This is a genomic window from bacterium SCSIO 12643 (genome assembly GCA_024398135.1).
Lineage (GTDB): Bacteria > Bacteroidota > Bacteroidia > Flavobacteriales_G > Salibacteraceae > CAJXZP01.
Map to the genome: position 1 here is coordinate 3,615,289 of CP073750.1, position 19,343 is coordinate 3,634,631.

Here is a 19,343-nt window from a genome sequence, read left to right on the forward strand (position 1 = left end):
TTAAACTAAAAAATGAAAGGGAGTAGTGTTTTTTTGTTCAGCGTGATGGCTATTGTAATTGTATTACTGGGCTATTATAACTTTGAGCAACAAAACACTATCGAACTTTTAAATGAAGAGATTCTCCAACAGGCGAGAAGAAGACATAACCTGATTCTGGAAAAGCATGTTTTGGAACAGAAGAACTTAGAGTTAATGGAAGCTGATTCTTTAAGCCAGACTAGTCAATCGCAATAAACCTTCTTGCGAATTCGATTATTTTTTCCGTTTTACTTTTATCTATTGGCTTAACCAGATATTCCTGAACAAAAGGATAGTCTAAGCATTCATTTTGATGTACTTCTAAGATAGAAGAACTCAACATAAAGGTTGGAGGTTCGAGTTGGTTTTCACCAAGTTTACGTAAGAAACCAATACCATCTAACTCAGGCATATGGTAATCCAAAATAATAATGAACTTCTCAGAACGGCTGGTTAATATCTCGTAACCCATTTTACCATTCTCAGCTGTGATTATGGAACCTTTAAACCCTAATATCTCTAGATTTCTTTTTGCAAGCATTCTTGCAATAGGATCATCATCGATGATCAGAATATTCATTGAGGAGCATGAATTTATCATGATCCAAATATAGATTAGTATGCCAACATACAAGTCTATTATTGAGCTAAATAATAACCAAGGGTTGTTAATAAAGTTGGCATCATTATTCTGGCATAAAGTAAATTCCAATCAATGTGAAAATACCAGCAATGGCATTATATTGGCTGAAGTCACCAGGTAATAAGATAATATAGGGAACAATGTTTCCCAGAACTACACTTCCTATCCAAAACAGGTTTTTATAATCGTATTTAAAGTTTCCTCTCAGTAAGTGAATTTTCTTAATTCTGGGTGCGTTAATAAAGTATACAATTATGGATAGGAAGAAATTGGCAAATAGTGTAAACAACATGGTGAGATATGAAAAATGTTGCCAACTTTCATCAATGTCAATAAAAAATCCTAAAATACTGTAGGTCGAAGCACCCGCTAAAAAGCTAAGATTGAATAAGTAAACGGAACCTATATAAGATTTCCAAAATAGTTTCGTGTGCCCAAGGGCGGATAAAAAATTATGACTAATAGAAATAATAAACGCAACCAGTGAGGTGAGATAAAAGAATATTGTAGCTATGAAGCTCCAGTTTAACCAATTAGATAAAATATAGATGACGATAAATAGTCCATATATAAGAAGCATATATGAGGACAATTTTATCCGTGTACTTTGGGATGAGTGATGTATGAAATTCTTAAAATGATGTAGGTTTTTAAATCCGGATAAAATGACAACGATAGAAGTTAACCATGCGATCAGGCTAATTAAAACACCTAGATTTAATGTATGATTTCTAATGGAAGCCAGATTGTAAATTGAGGCAGTAAACAGGAGCAAAAATACACCTGTTGAAATGGATTTGGTGAGTAGGTAGAGTGCGTGTTTATAATTGGGATCCTCGTGGGTATAATCCTGTCTGTTTTCAGGAGTTGAAAGGGTGAAAAAGTCAAATAAGTTATTTTTTATTTTGCTAAAATAAAATTTAGATTTATATAAATTATCTAGTTTTAAGTGGTTTGTGTTTGTTTTTGTTGTGAGATATAGAGTGTTACTTTTTTTTGATTGAAAAGCCCATAGTCTATAAAAGAAAGACATAATTAGCGTTAAAACATTCGATTTCCTATATTGGAAATGAGCGTTTTTTTGAGCTTTAACGCTAATGTTTTGATTCATCTGATTGAAGTTAATTTGAATTCAAATTTGATGAAATAAGGATTGATTTTATACCTGAATTCTTAAACAAGAAGCAGGGTCTTCATTATAAAAACGTTCAATGTCTTCCTGATTAATTCGAAGCGCCCATTCCATTTTATTTGTGGTCATGATTTCACTAAAAACGAATACGGTCTTGGGGGAATCTTCTGAAAGAACACATCTGTCAAAAACTTCCGGATCTGTAGAAATGAGAATGAAGTCATTCTTCAAAGCATAGTTCCATACTTCTAAATCAGAGTAGTTGGAAAGTTGAGTTCCGGTAATATGTAGTGAACCTGGAAAAATATCAGAGATACTATCTATAATTCGCTTAGAAATATTCTGGTCGATCAGTAATTTCATTGGAAACGAGTAATTACGAAGTAAAACTTAGTTTAAGTTCTCTGTTAGCAGCAAAAGATAAACAAGCGTTAATATGTTCTTCATTTAGTTCTGCGTAATCGTTAAGTATATCTGATTTAGACATTCCTGAAGCCAACCAGTTTAATACATCATACACAGTAATCCTCGTACCTTTAATAGTAGGTTTACCAAATCTTTTCTCCGGTTTAATCTCTATTAATTCCATACGCTTTGTTTTATTATGAGTGGTGTAACAAAGAAAGCCAAAATGTTGAGTTTTAAAGGGTAAAGAGGATATAATTTTTATACAATTTATTAACCATGTAAATAGGCTTAGTTTTAAATTGATTTAGTCAAGTGAAATAAATATAACACGGACTACATTGAGTTTTTGTGATATGTTAATCATTGATGGTCAAATCTTCTTTTTAATAAGACATTTTACTTAAAATAAATTCGGATTTTGAAAGAAAATAAGGTTTATTTGAATACCTGTTATCAGATCAATATTTATCAGAGACTTGAAAAAGAATTTAAAAGAATATATACTTCTAGCACTGTCTGTTTTTAGTTTTAACCTATTGATATTTTCTCAGTTAAGTGTTTCTGATAGTGTGTTTGATGAGATTAAGGTACACGGAGCAGATATCGTATTAACCGGAATATCTGAGCCTAAAGTACATTTTGACTCTTTAGATATTGCGGTGATTGATTTTGCAATTAAATACAGCAGAGAACATGGATTAAATGAGCATTTAGCCAGATTATACATTCAAAAAGCGAAATTTAATTTAGAACAGGATAAAATATCAGAATGTATCTTTTATTGTTTAGAGGCTTTAGAATTGTGCAAAAGCTATAATATCTCGTTAGACTTAAAGAAATCTGCATATATCACTTTATCAAAAGGATTTCAGGAAATGGGTGCATTTGATGAATCCATTGGCCATAGGAATAGTTATTTAGAGCTTGCAAACGGGGAAGTTTGGGATGAAGAAATTTCTAATTCATTAAGTTTTATTGGGAATTTATATCTAAGAAAAAAGGATTATGATTCAGCATATCATTTTTACGATAGGGCCAGGATATATTCCGAAAAATTTAATCAACAACGAAGTACTGCTGAAGCTTTAAATAACCTTGGGTTAACGGTATACAAGATTCCGGAGTTTGATTCTGCAGCTAATTTCTTTGAAGCGGCTTTAAAAATATATAGGACAAAACACACACCGGAAGATAGTTTAAAAGTGGGAATAATTACAGGTAATTTGGCCATTTGCTTTCATCTTAGAAATGAAAAAGAGAAAATAATTAGACTAGTGAATGAGCAAATTCAAATTACCAAAAGGTATAAAGATTATGACGCACTTTCTGTAGCTTATTTTGAAATGTGTAATACCTATTATAATCTTCAGGATTATAAGAAAACACAGATTTATTTAGATTCCGTATTGGCTACTAATCTGTTAAGAAAACAGAATGAAGCGGCCAAATTTCAAAGGTTAGGTATATATGGGTCTTATGGTCATATAACCAGGTTGTTGAGGGATTTTGATAAAACGATGTATTACCATGATTTGTATTATGCGATATATGATTCTTTATATGGAGCAAGTGTAACAGAGGAATTGGTGAAGAGTGTTACTCAATATAAAGTTTCAGGTATTAAAAGTGAATTAAAACTTAAAAAAGCACTTTTACAACAAAGTCAAGATGAGATAAAGGCGATGGAACAGGAGAAGAATTTATCCACATTAAAAGTAGTTTTTGGAAGTGTAACAGGGATATTATTATTAGCTATTGGAGGAATTGTTTTCAATAAAATGAAGTCTGAGCATAAAAGAAAACTTGAGATAAAAGAACTTAACCAGCAAATTCTTGAAGCGACTGTAAAAAACAAAACAGATCGATTAACTCAGTCTGCATTGAGTATGACCAGAAAAGTTGATTTTTCAAAAGAATTAATTAGTAAACTATCTAAGATAAAGGGTATAGAACCAAAGGATTTATCTCCAATCAAAGTTTTTATATCAAATGAGTTTAGAATGGATGAATCTTTTTTGGAAATGGAAAATTATATTGCTGAATTAAGTGAAGATTTCTTTTTGACGCTTAAAATTAAGTTCCCTGAATTGACAGAAAATGAAATTAAACTGTGTGGTTTGATTCGTTTGGGGTTATCCAACAAAGAAATTGCGGTGATTAAAAACAACACACTGAATACTATAAAAGTAGCTAAGACGAGATTGAGCAAAAAACTGAACCTGGTTCCAGGGGCAAGTATTTTAGAGTTTTTAAAATCTATTTAGATCACATATAAAAAAGCCTCGAAGAATTTTTCTTCGAGGCTAGGTTTTAACAAATCTAAAAGCAATAAAAATGTACCTCTGTGATGATGTTATTTATTGATTATGAGGTTCCAGAGGTTGATTTGTTAAAAGAGGTTTAGATTATGGATAAATAACCTCAATAGATTTATTGAACAAGGATTTTGTAGATAGCTGTCTTTTCATCCTTTTGGACTTCCACAAAGTATATTCCTGGAGCAACATTCTCTAATGAGATTTCTTTAATCATTTCACCACTGATACTCTGGAAAGTATCATAATATAGGATAGAGCCATTCAAATGGATGACCTGAATCTCCATATTTGAATTTTGACCAGATTCTATGGAAATGTTAAACTGGCCGTTATTTGGATTAGGATATACTGATATTCCGGTCAATGGATCAATTTCAGAGATACTTACAAGTTTGCCATACCTCACTTGAGAGTCAACCATAAAATCATCAGTGCAACTATTATAAGCCGTTAATTTAACTGAGACAATAACAGAATCTGAATTTGTCCAGGGATAAATATGTATCGGGTGAATATCTGTAGATGTGGTTCCATCTCCAAACTCCCATAAATATGAAGTCGCATTTTGAGACGTATTGGTAAACGCCACTGTGTATGAAGAAGAGGAATCGGTGAAAGATGCGATTGGATTTAGAATTTCTGAAACAAAAACAGAATCAGATGAAATACAATTTTGATCGGTTACTGTTACCGATACCATTCCCGGAGTATTTACAGAAAGTGTTTGATTTGTAGAACCATCATGCCATGCATAAGTACCCGTGATATTCGCATCAATGACCACATTTGACCCTTCACAAAAAGTTGTAGAATCAACCAATGAAACATCTGTGCTTTGTGTAATCTGAATGGTATCCGCGGAGTGACACCCATTGGAATCAATAACAGAAATGCTCACGGTTTGCGCTGAATCAACTGTTATTGATGAACTTGTTGATCCCGTACTCCATAAATAAGAACCATTATTGATGTTGGCAGCTAACTGTGCTGATGTGCCTTCACATAAATTGGTGTCATTGATAACTACTGTTTCCTGCGCAATAATGTCAAAGTTTGCAGACCCTGTACCGCATAAACCAATGACACTAATTTGTTGTGTGCCGTGTGTGGTAAAAACATGAGTTTTATTGGTGTCCACGTTATTCCAAATTACGGTATCAAAATAGAGTTGTGTCAATGTTAAAGTATCTCCGGTACACAAAGTATGGTTTAAGTTTTGGCCCAATACTGAAAGCGCCATAAACTCATCCGCTCCAATGCATGGAATCGCTTGACGTGCTTGTCCACTAAAGTCTGTATTGATTCCTAATATTGGTGAGCCTTTAGCATATAGATCAATAGTACAGACAAGTAATCTGGTTGTATCCGTATACACTGAATCGACACTTATTGAATTGGCATCCAGTCCTGATGCAACTTGCCAATGATTAATGGAATCATGAGACGTTCCATTGATCCAGCCAACTCGACCGGTTGAATCAGGAACGCTTAGGTTGTTGTAGTCACATTCTGCTACAGATGATCCTGCAATTCGAATGGCGATACCTGAATTTCGAACCTGAACATTATTATTTTTCAAAGAGACATATCCAGGTCCGTTGATATTGATTCCTCTATTGGTAGAGTTTGTACCTGATTTATATATGGAATTGAATGTGTATGCGACAAACAAGTTATCGATAATGCTTAATGCATTTGTCGATGCATTTGCAGGCATGTATATTCGGTTATTAGATACCTGAGTCATATTATTTAATGTCCCTCCAATACCATTGAATTTCATTCCTTCTTTTGGAAAGTGTGTACGACCTTCGATGTAATTATTTTTGTACGAACCTCCGAAATTGGCTTCAAATGAAAATGCGATACCCGATGGGTAGGTCGTATTAGAAAAGATATTATTCCTCTCAAATTGAATATCTTTTTGATTGGTAATAACGGCTCCATATGACCTTTGATGTCTAAACCTGTTTTGTGTAAAAACGTTACTATCTGCCAGATTTCCTCCTGGAGCTTTAAATAGTATACCGTAAGAACCTCGCATGATCGTATTGTTAGTGAATTTCCAATGAGAATTGTCCCCAGTATTCATGTATACTACCGCATTATTGGTGGTGGTATATGTAGTGGTGGTGGAGGTCAATAAGCAATTTTTAATGGTAATACTTTTATTAGAAGCACCTGCTGTGACTAATGCTCTGGAATATGGTGCACCAAGAGCTTTTATAGCAATATTGTCAAATATGATGTTCGAAATATTTTTAAGCTTAACCACATAATTATTTCCGCTATTTGATGGATTGTATTTGATTACAGCCTTTTGATTACCGTTTGGTTGCGTTCTAAAGGTCACTGTATTCGTATCCGAAATACCATGAATACCTGAAACTTCTATTTGCTCTGTATAATTGGTATCGTACACATCAAAGATAACTGGTCCACATACTCCATAGGTTTGCATGGCCTCAATTGCTTCTGTAAAATTATGATAGTAACCAGTTCCTGGAGTAGGGTGGATACTATATGTGCCGGATAAAGAACTATGAATAATTTTGCTAATCGTGTCGTTAATATTCATGCTATCTACCCCCCCATTTGGGTTAGAGGTCCATACTTTAAGAACATCGTTATCAGAGAAGCCGCCAATAATGGTGCCTAGAGTTACAGTGTCATTATCAAATTGTGCAATAGATCCGTTCCATTGGAAAGCAGTTTGAAGAGTTCCATTAATAGACCAATTAATATCTACAGAATTCAAATTCGCTGTACCAGCATTATGGAGTTCTATTTTAACCAATGAATCCACTATACAATTTGGGAAAGTTGGATTAATTAATGACTGTACAGATGCATCGTTAGTGAAAATAGGCGTATTATCGATTCTTATGTTAGGTCTTTTATTCGTTAAAGAACCATTACCAAGCGAACACCCCACATCATTGTCTTTATATTTACCTCTAGACTTGTTTGCCGCATTAGAATATCTAACACCAGTTGATGTACCCCATGAGGTATTGTCAAAGCATACTTCAACAATGATTCCATCACTACCATTCCAGTAAAATGGCGATTGAAATGAATATTGATTCCATCCCAGAGTTGGAGTTATAGGAGTAGATGAACTATAGACAATAGTTGGATTTGCAGCCCACCCAACGGGTATTGTTGTCGTAGTATTGGGTACAGTAGAAAGTTTAATTGTAAATCCATTTAAAGGCACACCGCTGGCTGAACCCACATTAAAACCCAGACTCCAAATCATACCTGCTACAGCTCCATTATTTATGAGTTGTTGTCCTGTATATAAGTATTGGTGTCTTGCATCATGATAATACGTGCTATAAGGTGTTGCAACCGATGAAGTCGTGTTATTTGTTCCCCCTCCAATTGTTACATAATTCTGAGAGAATAGTGAATTGGAATTCATCCCTATGAATAGAATGAATAGCAATAATAATTTTTTCCAGGTTTTGTTTTTCTTCATATTATATCGAAATATTTAATTGTTTCTCTCAAATATATTGGGCGAGAATATGAATGAGGTTAAAAGTTTGGGTAAAAAACGAGGAGACGAAATTAGTTGCGTATGTCTTTGTTTTGACTCAAAATTATCTTTGGATTAAGACTCGTTTTTTTAAATGGAAAAGCGGTAAAAGCTTGATTTTATTGGCCTATAATGAGTGTTTTATTTAAGAGGGAAAACGAAGCAATAAAACTTTGTATGTGTATTGAAAATGAAGGTGGTATAATCATGCTTACCTATTGCTTACCATAGTAAAATTGAAAATAGATGAAATGGAGGTGGATTTTTGATGAGGGCTTGAATAAAACGAAAAAGATTAGTGAATAGATGTAACGTTTTTTCCAAGTTTCAAACGTGTATTTTCCTCGTCTTGCATATTTTTATTGGGAATACGCTTTTGAGAAATAATCTCCAGACTATAATAATCAAATTCTTCGACAACTTTACCATGGAGTAAATAACTACCTGTACCTGTAAAAGGGTATTTGGAAGCAACTAGTGGAAAACTTACGGTATCTAACCATTGTCCTTTAAGGTCAATAAAAGTGCCGAAAAACATTCCTTTCTTATTTCGTGTCTTAATGCTTTTGACGTGAATAAGATAACCTACAATAGTAATGTTTTGATTAACGTATTGGGGTAACATTTCAGCTGTGATAGAAGAGGAGGGAATATGGGATGAGAGCTTAAAAGGTGAAATACTTATGGGGAATCCAAAAAGTTCAATTTCATCAAAGGCATCCTCAAGATCATGTTTCCACAAGGTAGGGAGTTCAAATTTTTTTGCTTTAGGTTGAAATAAAGACAATGTTTTGGGTTTCTTTTTTTGTTTATTCAGAAGTAGATGCGCATCCCATAAAAGGGTCTTTTTCGTTTGTTTGGTAAACTGAAAAGCATTGCTTCGAATAAGAATCATTAATTGTTCCAGAGAGACAGGAACACGTTGAACAAAGTCCCTAAACCCACTTAAAAACCCAAAACGATTCCGTTCCCAGAGGATTGCTTTGATGGTTTTAGCTTCTAAACCATGAATAAAATTAAACCCCAAATAGATTTCAGTACCATATAATACGGTAATTTGTTCACTTTGATTAATACAGGGCAAATGAATTTTTCCTCCGTGTTTTTGGGCTTCATAAATATAGAGTTGACGAGAGTAGAAGCCCCCACCATTGTTAATGGTGGCGACTAAAAACTCAAGTGGATAGTAAGCTTTCAGATATAAGCATTGATAGCTTTCAACGGCATAACTCGCAGAATGCCCCTTGGCAAAAGCATATCCTGCAAAACTTTCGATTTGATACCAAACTTCTTTGACATGAGCCGGATCATAACCTTTGGTTTTACAGTTATCAAAGAATTTCCTTTTGACTTGTTGAAATTCATCTCTGGAACGATATTTTCCACTCATTCCACGTCTTAATACATCTGCTTCTGCCAGTGAAAGTCCGGCAAAATAATGTGCAACCTTAATCACATCTTCCTGATATACCATTACACCATAGGTATCTGGCATTAAATCATATAGGATTTTTGATTTTTGTCGGGCCAATTCACGTTTTTCAGGATTTCGATGACGGATAATGTATTCACGCATCATCCCACTTTGCGCAACCCCTGGACGAATCACTGAACTTGCGGCTACAAGATCTAAATATTTACTCACACGGAGTTTTCGCAGGAGCATGCGCATCGCAGGAGATTCAATATAAAAGCATGCAATTGCATTTCCCTGTCGGAGTAAATCATTTGATTTTTGATCTGTTTTTAGACTTTTAATATCATGGATATCTAATGTCGTATTTTGGTTAGTGTCCCGAATAATTTGAAGGGCATCTTTAATCTTAGCCAATCCTCGTTGCCCTAGAATATCGAATTTATATAGGGAAATATCTTCGGCCGTATGCATATCAAAATGTGTGGTAGGGTAGCCTTTGGGAGGCATAAACGTAGCCGAAAAATAATGAATAGGACGATCGGAAATAATGATTCCCGAAGAGTGAACGGTTAAATGGCTGGGAAAACCGTGAATAAGTGAACTGTATTTCAATACGATTTTGCCAATTTCATCTGCTTTCTGCGGATAGCGTTGTAGTTTGTCTATTTCATGATTTGGGAGCCCAAAGACTTTGCCCAGTTCTCGAAGTACCGATTTTTGTTTGTAAGTGCTATATGCGGCTAAAAGTGTGGCATTCGGAAATCGTTCGAAAATGTATCGGGTAATATCTTCTCGATCCTTCCATGAAAAGTCAATATCGAAATCGGGCGGATTTTGTCGGAATAAGTTGATAAATCGCTCAAAATAAAGATCTAATTCCATGGGGTCTACATCGGTGATTCTAAGTAGATAAGAGATGATGCTGTTAGCTCCGCTACCACGGCCTACATAGTAGTATCCTTTACTTCGTGCATATTTCGTGACTTTCCAGGCAATCAGGAAGTAAGAAATAAACTTCTTTTTTCGGATGACGTCCAGTTCCATATTAATTCGATCATATATATCATCATCTATTGTATCGAATCGATATGCCAGATTTTTAAATGCAAGATGTTTGATAAATCGAAAGTCAAGTTCTTCATTTCCGGTATAATGGCTGAGGTTATTATGACCGTTTTCATTTTTGAGATCAAAATGGATATGACAAGCATCTAATAGATCATGAGTATTTTGAATGATTGTAGGGAATTCTGCGAATACTTCTTTAAGATCGTCCGGACTATAAAAAATGTCTTTCGGGTCAGCTTCTTCTGTTTTAGAAAGTTTACTGAGTAGGGTGTTATTAGCTATAGCACGTAAGAGTCGATGTGCATTAAAATCACGTTTATTTCTAAAAGTCACAGGCTGTAAAATCACCAGTTTATCTTGATGGTATTTGAGTTTCCCTAAACGCAGTTCATGAATTTGTGAAGCTTTCACCCCAATAAATTCGTTTTCGTTTAATGCAGAAACGGGTTGAGTCCCTAATGGATAAATGGTAAATGCATTTTTGAAAGGAGGAGCCTGAGGTGGGATGGGTTGGTCCAAATGATTGTAATAGGATAGATGTTGGTTGATTTCCTGAAATCCCTGATTGTTTTTGGCTAAAGCTACAAATTGTTGTTGTGCCCCATTTCTAAAATCAATACCTGCGACTATTTTGATGAAATGTTTTTGAGTCAGCCGTAAAAAGTCCAATAGCGCGGTGGTGTTGTTGATATCTGTAATCGCAAAAGATTTCACTTGAGCATCCAGCATTTGATGGAGCAATTCCTTGGGAGAAATCGTTCCAAATTTTAAACTGTAATATGTGTGATTATTAATATACATACATCTTTTGCGTGCACTAGTTAGTTTAGATAATCCGAAGTGCTGTAAATGCAAAGTTGAATAATATATTTAACAGTTGTTGTTAATATATTTTACATATGTGGATGTTGTATGAATATCTCAAATTAGTCTATTCATTTTCTGAGTTTTGATTGATTTTTTAGGTCGATTATATGATAAAACAAACCTACTTTTGCAGAATAAAATTTCAATTTTGAAAGGTTAAAAACTCTAGCGTATCACAATCCTTGTTCATGAAAAAGATAGTACTATTTATAGTGCTTATAGCCAGTTTAGGCTTACAAGCGCAAACCACCCATACTGTAATAAATACTAATGACTCGGGCTTAGGTTCCTTAAGAGCGATAGCGGATAGTTGCGTAGCGGGTGATACCATTCGTTTTTCTCCATCTTTAATTGCTTTAGGGTCTGATTCCATAGTTTTAACTACTGGTGAAATAGCTTTTGATACTAATGGTGTAGTGATAAAAGGTTTATATACAGTTACGGATACATTGTTTATATCAGGAAATAATAATTCCCGGATTTTTTCATTTAATGGAGCAGGTAGAGTTGTTTTAGATTCTTTGGTACTTGTAAATGGCAATGGTAATGGTGTCAGTTCTGGGAATGGAGGGGCAGTTTACAGCTATTTTTGCTCTGATACGTTATTTGTAAAAAACTCTAAGATATCTGGAAATACAGCTAATCAAGGAGGAGGAATTTGTTCCACTGTGGCTACTTCATTTGTGAGTTTAATAAATACAACAATATCGGGAAATGTTGCTTCTAGTAAAGGAGGAGGAGTTTATCTATATTCTAATATACCATCTCCTATAAGCATCTTAGATTCTAAGGTTTTAGGAAATACGTCAGCGAATGGAGGAGGGGTTTATTGTTTATCTAATAATTCTATTTTTTATTTTATTATAATAGAAAACAGTATTATATCTGGAAATAATGCATCTAATTTGGGAGGAGGGATTTATTGTTTTTCTAATTCGGGTTCTATTAGTTTAATTAATTCTACTTTACAGGGAAACACCGCTTTTGAAGGTGGGGGGGTTTACTCCAAGACAAAATCATCATCTATTGATATAATGAACTCTATGGTTTTAGGTAATTCTGCTTATAACGGAGCGGGAGTTTTTAGTTTTTCTGCTGGTTTTCAATTTGATTCTTGTTCTTCTATTATGAATGTAACGAATTCAACCATATCAGGAAACGTTGCTTCTAATTGGGGGGGAGGAATTGTTTCATATTCTCGTTATTCATACAATTATGCGTCTCATGGGTCTACTTCATCTTCTTTTGTGAATGTAGTAAATTCCACGGTATCTGGGAATTCAGCCCCTTCTGGAGGAGGGGGGATTTATTCAAATTCGTATTCTTCTTGTCCTTCATTAATAAATTCTTCTTGTTTGGCATCGTCCCAAGTTAGTCTTACAAATTCTACAATATCTGGAAATTCTGGAACTTCAGGTAATGGGGCGGGGGTTTATTCAAAGGCCTATTCTACTTATACACCTTTTTATTCTCCATCTTCAATACATACAACAAGTACTATAATAGCAGAAAACGGTATTAATTCTAGTGGAATATATAACAGTACTGTTCCTACAGTTATATCAAATGGATATAATATTTTTAGTGATGCACCAACGGGAACGATAAGCTCTGATAGTATAAATATTACTACTTCACAATTAAATTTGTTGCCTTTAGCATTTAATGGAGGGACTACACAAACAATGCGACCTGGCCCTGGTAGTATTGCCGTAGATAATGGAAATCCAAACGACAACTCTGATGCACAAAATGCACCAATAGTAGGCACAAGAGATGTGGGTGCAACAGAAGGGTGTTTTGCATTACCCTCTTCCATTTCAATAGCTGCTTGTAATTCTTATACTGTACCGAGTGGAAATAATACATACACACAGAGTGGCATATATAAAGATACGCTTACAACTAATTGTGGAGCGGATAGTATAGTAACTATTAATCTAAGTATTGTTAGTCAATATTTAAGTGTTGATACAATTGTAGCCTGTAGCAGTTATACCTGGATAGATGGAATTACATATACATCCAATAATAATACCGCTGTAGATACTTTGCAGAGTAGTGGAGGTTGTGATTCTATTGTGACTTTGGATTTAACTATTTTACAACCTTCTTCAGGCATAGAAATGGTTACGGCTTGTGATAGTTATATTTGGAATGGGGTTACCTATAATTCAAGTAATAATACGGCCTTAGATACGTTAGTGAATGCTGTCGGGTGTGATAGTATAGTTGTACTTGATCTAACAATATTAAATTCAACAACCTCAACAATAACAACAGCTGCTTGCGATAGTTATACTTCTCCAAGTGGAAATTATATATGGGTAAGTTCTGGTACTTATATGGATACGATCCCGAATTCAGTAAATTGTGATTCTATTCTTACGATTAATTTGACCATTAACTACTCAAGTCATCATACGGATACAGTTACAGCTTGTGATATTTATACCTGGATAGATGGAATCACATATACTTCAAGTAATGATACGGCAACACAATTATATACAAAATCGAACGGCTGTGATAGTATCATTACACTGGATTTAACGATTAACACCACTCAATATGTCACAGATACAATTATGGCTTGTGATAGTTATACTTGGGTTAATGGGGTTACATATACTTCAAACAATAATGCCGCTGTAGATACTCTTGTAAGTACATCTGGATGTGATAGTATTGTCACACTTGATCTGACGATATTAAATTCGACCACTTCAACAATTGCGATAACAACATGTGATAGTTATACTTCTCCAAGTGGAAATTACGTATGGACAAGTTCCGGTACTTATATGGATACAATCCCGAATTCAGTAAATTGTGATTCTATTATCACTGTAAATTTGATAATTAATAATTCAACAACTTCAACACTAACGGTAACAACATGTGATAGTTATACTTCCCCAGGTGGAAATGTATGGATGAGTTCAGGAACTTATTTGGATACGATACCGAATTCAGTAAATTGTGATTCTATTATAACTATTAATTTGACTATTAATACTACTCAATATGTAATAGACACTATTGTAGCGTGTGATAGTTATACCTGGATAGACGGAATCACATATACTACGAATAACAATACTGCTATAGATACTCTATTGAGTAGTAGTGGTTGTGATTCGATTATTACTTTAGACTTAACGATTAACACTACTCAATACACAACAGATGTAATTTCGTCTTGTAGTAATTATACCTGGATAGATGGAATCACATATACTTCGAATAATAATACCGCTGTGGATACTTTGTTAAGCAGTAGTGGTTGTGATTCTATTGTGATTTTAGATTTAACTATTCTGCAGCCCTCTTCAGGTGTAGAAGTGGTTACAGTCTGTGATAGTTATACCTGGAATGGAATTACGTATACTTCGAGTAATAATACGGCTTTGGATACGCTAATCAATGCAGTAGGATGTGATAGTATCGTCACACTTAACTTAACGATCAACAACACGCAATACGTAACGGATATAGTTTCAGCTTGTGATAGTTATACCTGGATAGATGGAATTACGTATACTTCGAGTAATAATACGGCTTTGGATACGCTAATCAATGCAGTAGGATGTGATAGTATCGTCACACTTAACTTAACGATCAACAACACGCAATACGTAACGGATATAGTTTCAGCTTGTGATAGTTATACCTGGATAGATGGGATTACTTATACTTCAGATAATAATACGGCAGTAGACACATTGATAAGCAGTAGTGGATGTGATTCTATTGTAACACTAGATTTAATGATTTTAAATTCTACTTCGTTTACTGATGTAATTACCTCATGTAGTCCAATTGTTTGGATAGATGGAGTTACATATAATCAAACAACGAATGGTCCTACGTATACATTAATGAATAGCCAGGGGTGTGATAGTATAGTCACACTAGATTTCACATTATTGGATGTGGATACGTCAGTAACTCGAAATAATTTAACATTAACCGCACAGGCTACCAATGCTATATATCAATGGATAGATTGTTTGAATGGCCCCATAGTAGGCGCCACAAACTCGAGTTTTACAGCAATTGCGAATGGAAATTATCAGGTGGAAGTATCGCAGAATGGGTGTGTAGATACTTCAGCATGTTTTTCGATTACGAATGTGGGTATACAGGAAGCAGAACTGATTGGAGTGAAATTATACCCAAATCCAACAAGTGATGTTTTGCATATTGATAAAGGAAGTCATCAGTCTTTAGAAATTACACTTACCAATAGTGCCGGAGCGATAGTATATCAATCCACTTCGAAAAAACAAATTACCTCAATAGACATGTCTAAAATGGCTACAGGAATGTATGTAGTGACATTGAAAAATGAGTTAGGGGTAAAGGTGGAGAAAGTGGTGAAGAGGTAGAGCAAATATTCACTTCGGCTCGGCTTAGTGAACAGAATATGCTTTGATTTATAGTATCCTGAGCGAAGTCGAAGGGTGCTGAACATATTTTGTTTACATGAACATTCTGTAATCAATAGAGTTTAGCCTTTGCCATAGACTTTAGCTTTAGTGTTTTCTAACCCACACAAAAAATAATCCTACAGTCAGACAAAAAGCTATTCCAACCCATAGAAAAATATTAGTTTTCGCCAATAAAAACCAAACAAGTGAAACGTATATTTATTGGGTTGATTCTGATTCCGGTAATGGCATTATCTGTCATTATTCTAGTAGCATATCTGAAACAAGATGCTATAGTACAGTCACAAATAACCAGCTTAAATGCTACCTATACCGGCAAAATATCGGTTGGAGATGTGCATTTGGCTCCCTTTGCCAATTTTCCGGATATCTCATTAAAGGTGGATGATGTCCATATTTATGAAACCAAAGAGGAGAATGCGGCACCTATTGTTGAAGTGGCAGATATTTACATGGGGTTTGGGCTATTTGATATTTTATCTGGCTATTATGATATTCATTCACTGGTAGTAGAAGATGGTTTTATTGATTTGGTATTACATACAGATGGTAGAACTAATGTGGAAAATGCTTTGGCTATTTCTTCGAGTAGTGAAGAGGGCGAGCCTATAGATGTCCACTTGCGTAAAATCGAGTTTCAAAACATAGATATTCACCAGCGAGAAGAAGCCACCAATTTGGATATTGAAACATTGATTTACTGGGCCAAAGGTGGATTTAATACCAAAAGCGATCAGATAGCAGCGCATATTGATAGTCAATTTGAATTGAATGTGATGGATAATGGAGATACCACTTATCTGAAGCATAAACATTTTGAGTTCCATACCGATTTGGTGTTTAATGAAACTACCGGAATGTTGAGTTTTAAACCTTCAGGAATTACCATGGAACATGGTGACTTTGAACTGGAAGGAAGTATTGATACCAAAAACGAAATGACTCTGGATATTGCGTTAAAAGGGGCCAAACCAAACTTTGATATGTTTATAGCATTTGCTCCCGAAGAGGTCATTCCTGTTTTAGAGCGCTATGAGAATGCGGGTAAGATTTACTTTAATGCGGTATTGCAAGGCCCAACTACAAATGGTCGTCAGCCTTTTATTGATGCTAAATTTGGAGCCTCAGAAGCTTTTTTAGAGAATTCTACAGAAAAGAAGCGAATAGACCATATGGGATTTTCCGGACATTTTACCAATGGCGAAAAACGAAACTTTGAGTCTATGGAGTTCTCACTTACCGATATGGTAGGGAACATGGAAAAAGGAAAGTTTGTGGGCAATCTAGAAGTTAAAAACTTTGAAGCGCCTGAGATCAATATGCAATTAGAGGCGGACTTTGATATTCCGTTTCTTGTAGGGTTCCTGAATCTGGAGGATGTGGAAGATGCCAATGGAAGTGTTGAGATGATGCTCAAATTTCATGATGTTATTGATTTGGATCATCCGGAGAAGGCATTGAGTGAATTAAATCAAGCCTATTTTGCAGAACTTAAAATTGAAGATTTAACTTTTAATGCCAGTGATTTACCGGCTCCGTTAAAAGATTTGGATGTGCATATTGAAATGAACGGAAAAAAGGCGGATTTGGATCAGTTTTATTTGGCTATGGGAAATTCGGATATTTCCTTATCAGGAACGCTTTCTGATTTGCCTGCCATTGTGCATCATACACCAACACCTGTAAAAGCTCATTTGGATGTTCAATCTACTATGCTGGATATAGCTGAGTTAACACAGTTTTCAGAAGAAGATTCGACAGGGGTAAATGAACAAATAGAAGATTTGAGTATGGCTTTTTCGTTCAATGCATTGGGAAGTGCCTTTACCGAATTTAGACATTTACCCAAAGGAGAGTTCTTTATAGATGATTTTTATGCGGATTTAAAGCACTATCCACATACATTACATGATTTTCATGCAGATGTTTTGATTAAAGGTGATGACCTGAATATTGTAGACTTTAAAGGAGAAATAGATTCCTCAGATTTTCATTTTAATGGTCTCATTCATGATTATAGTTTCTGGATGCAGGAACAATTAAATGGCGATGTGGACCTGGATATCACGTTTAAATCTGACTTATTGAAATTTGATAATCTCTTTGCTTATCAGGGAGAAAACCATGTGCCTAAAGATTACCGCCATGAAGAAGTAGAAGGGTTGAATTTACATTTGTCCAGTAGTATGCATTATAAACAAAACGCATTACACAGTATCGATGTACAGTTAGATAGATTAGATGGTAAAATGCATGTACACCCTTTGCGATTTGAGAATTTTAATGGTCGCGTTCACTATGAAGATGAGCATATTATGATTCAGAAGTTTAAAGGCAAAATGGGTCGTACTGAATTTGAAGTAGATATGAATTACTACCTGGGTGAGGATGAAACCATTAAAAAGCGAGATAATCACTTGACTTTGAAATCAGAATTTATTGATTTTGATGCCCTGTCCAGCTTCAATGAAAGTCCACAACCTGAACAAACTGATTCTACCAAGTCTGTTCATACCTCTGAAGATATGGCCGCGCACGCTGAGGCTTTTAATCTGTACGAATTATCATTTACTGATATGCAGTTTAATGCGGATATCGGACACTTTATTTATCATCGACTAGACTTAAAGAATATTCATGCACAATTAAGAACCACTAAAAATCATTATATCTATTTAGATACGGTAAGCTTAGATGCGGCCGGAGGTCATGTGGCTATGAATGGATATTTTAATGGAAGTGATCCGAAACATATTTACTTAAAGCCACAAATGAATTTAACTGAGGTGGACTTGGATAAACTCTTATTCAAGTTCGAAAACTTTGGTCAGGAAGAAATCGTGTCGGAGAACTTACATGGGCAGTTAACCGCACGTATTACAGGGAATATTCGTGTGTATCCTGATTTAATGGTAGACCTGGATCACTCTGTAGTACATATGGATGTGATGGTATTAAATGGACGTTTGGAAAATTATGATCCGGTGATGATGCTTTCCGATTATTTTGGCGATAAGGATTTGACCAATATTAAGTTTGATACTTTGCAAAATCATATGGACATTACCAATGGAGTAGTTACCATTCCGAATATGACTATCGAATCTACCCTAGGGCATATGGATATATCCGGAACCCAGGATATGGAAGATAATATCGATTACTATTTCCGAATTCCATGGAGTTTGGTAAAACAAGCAGCAAAAAACAAACTATTTGGAGCCAAAGCATCCGATAAAAATAAAGAGGATGAGATCGTAGAAGTGGATCCTAATAAGAAAACAAAATACCTGAATATTAATGTGACAGGTAATTTTGATGACTATAGCGTAAAAGTCAAGAAGCAGAAGAAGTAACTGATTTTTTAAGTTTCACTTCGGCTCCGCTCAGTGAACAGATGGAACTCTGAGCGGAGCCGAAGGGTGAGAAGAAGATCTTCGAATTGATAATCAACTATATTTAATCCACAGA

At 34.9% G+C, this 19,343-nt stretch carries 10 protein-coding genes; 4 read left to right on the forward strand and 6 right to left on the reverse strand.

All coding sequences use genetic code 11. The features are described from left to right. Positions 1-12: 12 nt before the first annotated feature. Positions 13-237, forward strand: a complete 225-nt coding sequence (locus KFE94_15895; GenBank protein UTW66116.1) for a hypothetical protein — start codon at positions 13-15, stop codon at positions 235-237. On the opposite strand, the gene KFE94_15900 is transcribed toward KFE94_15895, so the two are convergent. The 4 genes from KFE94_15900 to KFE94_15915 all read right to left on the reverse strand — a co-directional run bounded on the left by KFE94_15900 (position 221) and on the right by KFE94_15915 (position 2,385). Further along, a complete protein-coding gene (locus KFE94_15900) occupies positions 221-601 on the reverse strand; it encodes a response regulator (protein UTW66117.1) in 381 nt (126 codons plus the stop codon). The genes KFE94_15895 and KFE94_15900 overlap by 17 nt on opposite strands. Before the next feature lie 106 nt (positions 602-707). Continuing rightward, complete coding sequence (locus tag KFE94_15905) at positions 708-1,244, reverse strand: hypothetical protein (GenBank protein UTW66118.1); 537 nt, start codon at positions 1,242-1,244, stop codon at positions 708-710. 579 nt (positions 1,245-1,823) lie between these two features. Beyond that, positions 1,824-2,159, reverse strand: a complete 336-nt coding sequence (locus tag KFE94_15910) for a DUF5615 family PIN-like protein (GenBank protein ID UTW66119.1) — start codon at positions 2,157-2,159, stop codon at positions 1,824-1,826. Positions 2,160-2,172: 13 nt separating this feature from the next. Further along, positions 2,173-2,385 carry a DUF433 domain-containing protein gene (locus KFE94_15915; protein ID UTW66120.1) on the reverse strand — a complete coding sequence of 71 codons (213 nt, stop codon included), beginning with the start codon at positions 2,383-2,385 and terminating at the stop codon, positions 2,173-2,175. A gap of 295 nt (positions 2,386-2,680) precedes the next feature. Here KFE94_15915 and KFE94_15920 point away from each other — a divergent pair, with 295 nt between their 5' ends. Continuing rightward, entirely contained in the window at positions 2,681-4,468 is a 1,788-nt protein-coding gene (locus tag KFE94_15920; protein UTW66121.1) for a tetratricopeptide repeat protein, read from the forward strand. Positions 4,469-4,634: 166 nt separating this feature from the next. On the opposite strand, the gene KFE94_15925 is transcribed toward KFE94_15920, so the two are convergent. Together KFE94_15925 and KFE94_15930 are read right to left on the reverse strand one after the other, a co-directional pair. Further along, entirely contained in the window at positions 4,635-8,006 is a 3,372-nt protein-coding gene (locus tag KFE94_15925; GenBank protein ID UTW66122.1) for a T9SS type A sorting domain-containing protein, read from the reverse strand. Positions 8,007-8,361: 355 nt separating this feature from the next. Continuing rightward, positions 8,362-11,352 carry a DNA polymerase III subunit alpha gene (locus KFE94_15930; protein UTW66123.1) on the reverse strand — a complete coding sequence of 997 codons (2,991 nt, stop codon included), beginning with the start codon at positions 11,350-11,352 and terminating at the stop codon, positions 8,362-8,364. A gap of 254 nt (positions 11,353-11,606) precedes the next feature. Here KFE94_15930 and KFE94_15935 point away from each other — a divergent pair, with 254 nt between their 5' ends. Both KFE94_15935 and KFE94_15940 read left to right on the forward strand, forming a co-directional pair. Further along, positions 11,607-15,809: a T9SS type A sorting domain-containing protein gene (locus KFE94_15935; protein ID UTW66124.1), complete on the forward strand. Its 4,203-nt coding sequence runs from the start codon at positions 11,607-11,609 to the stop codon at positions 15,807-15,809. 233 nt (positions 15,810-16,042) lie between these two features. Then, positions 16,043-19,228: an AsmA-like C-terminal region-containing protein gene (locus KFE94_15940; GenBank protein UTW68298.1), complete on the forward strand. Its 3,186-nt coding sequence runs from the start codon at positions 16,043-16,045 to the stop codon at positions 19,226-19,228. The last annotated feature ends 115 nt before the right edge of the window (positions 19,229-19,343 follow it).

Bases quoted from the DNA above. Each gene is read 5' to 3' on its own strand.
- KFE94_15905 (UTW66118.1), bottom strand. From the start codon at position 1,244: ATGCTTCTTATATATGGACTATTTATCGTCATCTATATTTTATCTAAT.
- KFE94_15925 (UTW66122.1), bottom strand. From the start codon at position 8,006: ATGAAGAAAAACAAAACCTGGAAAAAATTATTATTGCTATTCATTCTA.
- KFE94_15915 (UTW66120.1), bottom strand. From the start codon at position 2,385: ATGGAATTAATAGAGATTAAACCGGAGAAAAGATTTGGTAAACCTACT.
- KFE94_15930 (UTW66123.1), bottom strand. From the start codon at position 11,352: ATGTATATTAATAATCACACATATTACAGTTTAAAATTTGGAACGATT.
- KFE94_15935 (UTW66124.1), top strand. From the start codon at position 11,607: ATGAAAAAGATAGTACTATTTATAGTGCTTATAGCCAGTTTAGGCTTA.
- KFE94_15910 (UTW66119.1), bottom strand. From the start codon at position 2,159: ATGAAATTACTGATCGACCAGAATATTTCTAAGCGAATTATAGATAGT.
- KFE94_15895 (UTW66116.1), top strand. From the start codon at position 13: ATGAAAGGGAGTAGTGTTTTTTTGTTCAGCGTGATGGCTATTGTAATT.
- KFE94_15900 (UTW66117.1), bottom strand. From the start codon at position 601: ATGAATATTCTGATCATCGATGATGATCCTATTGCAAGAATGCTTGCA.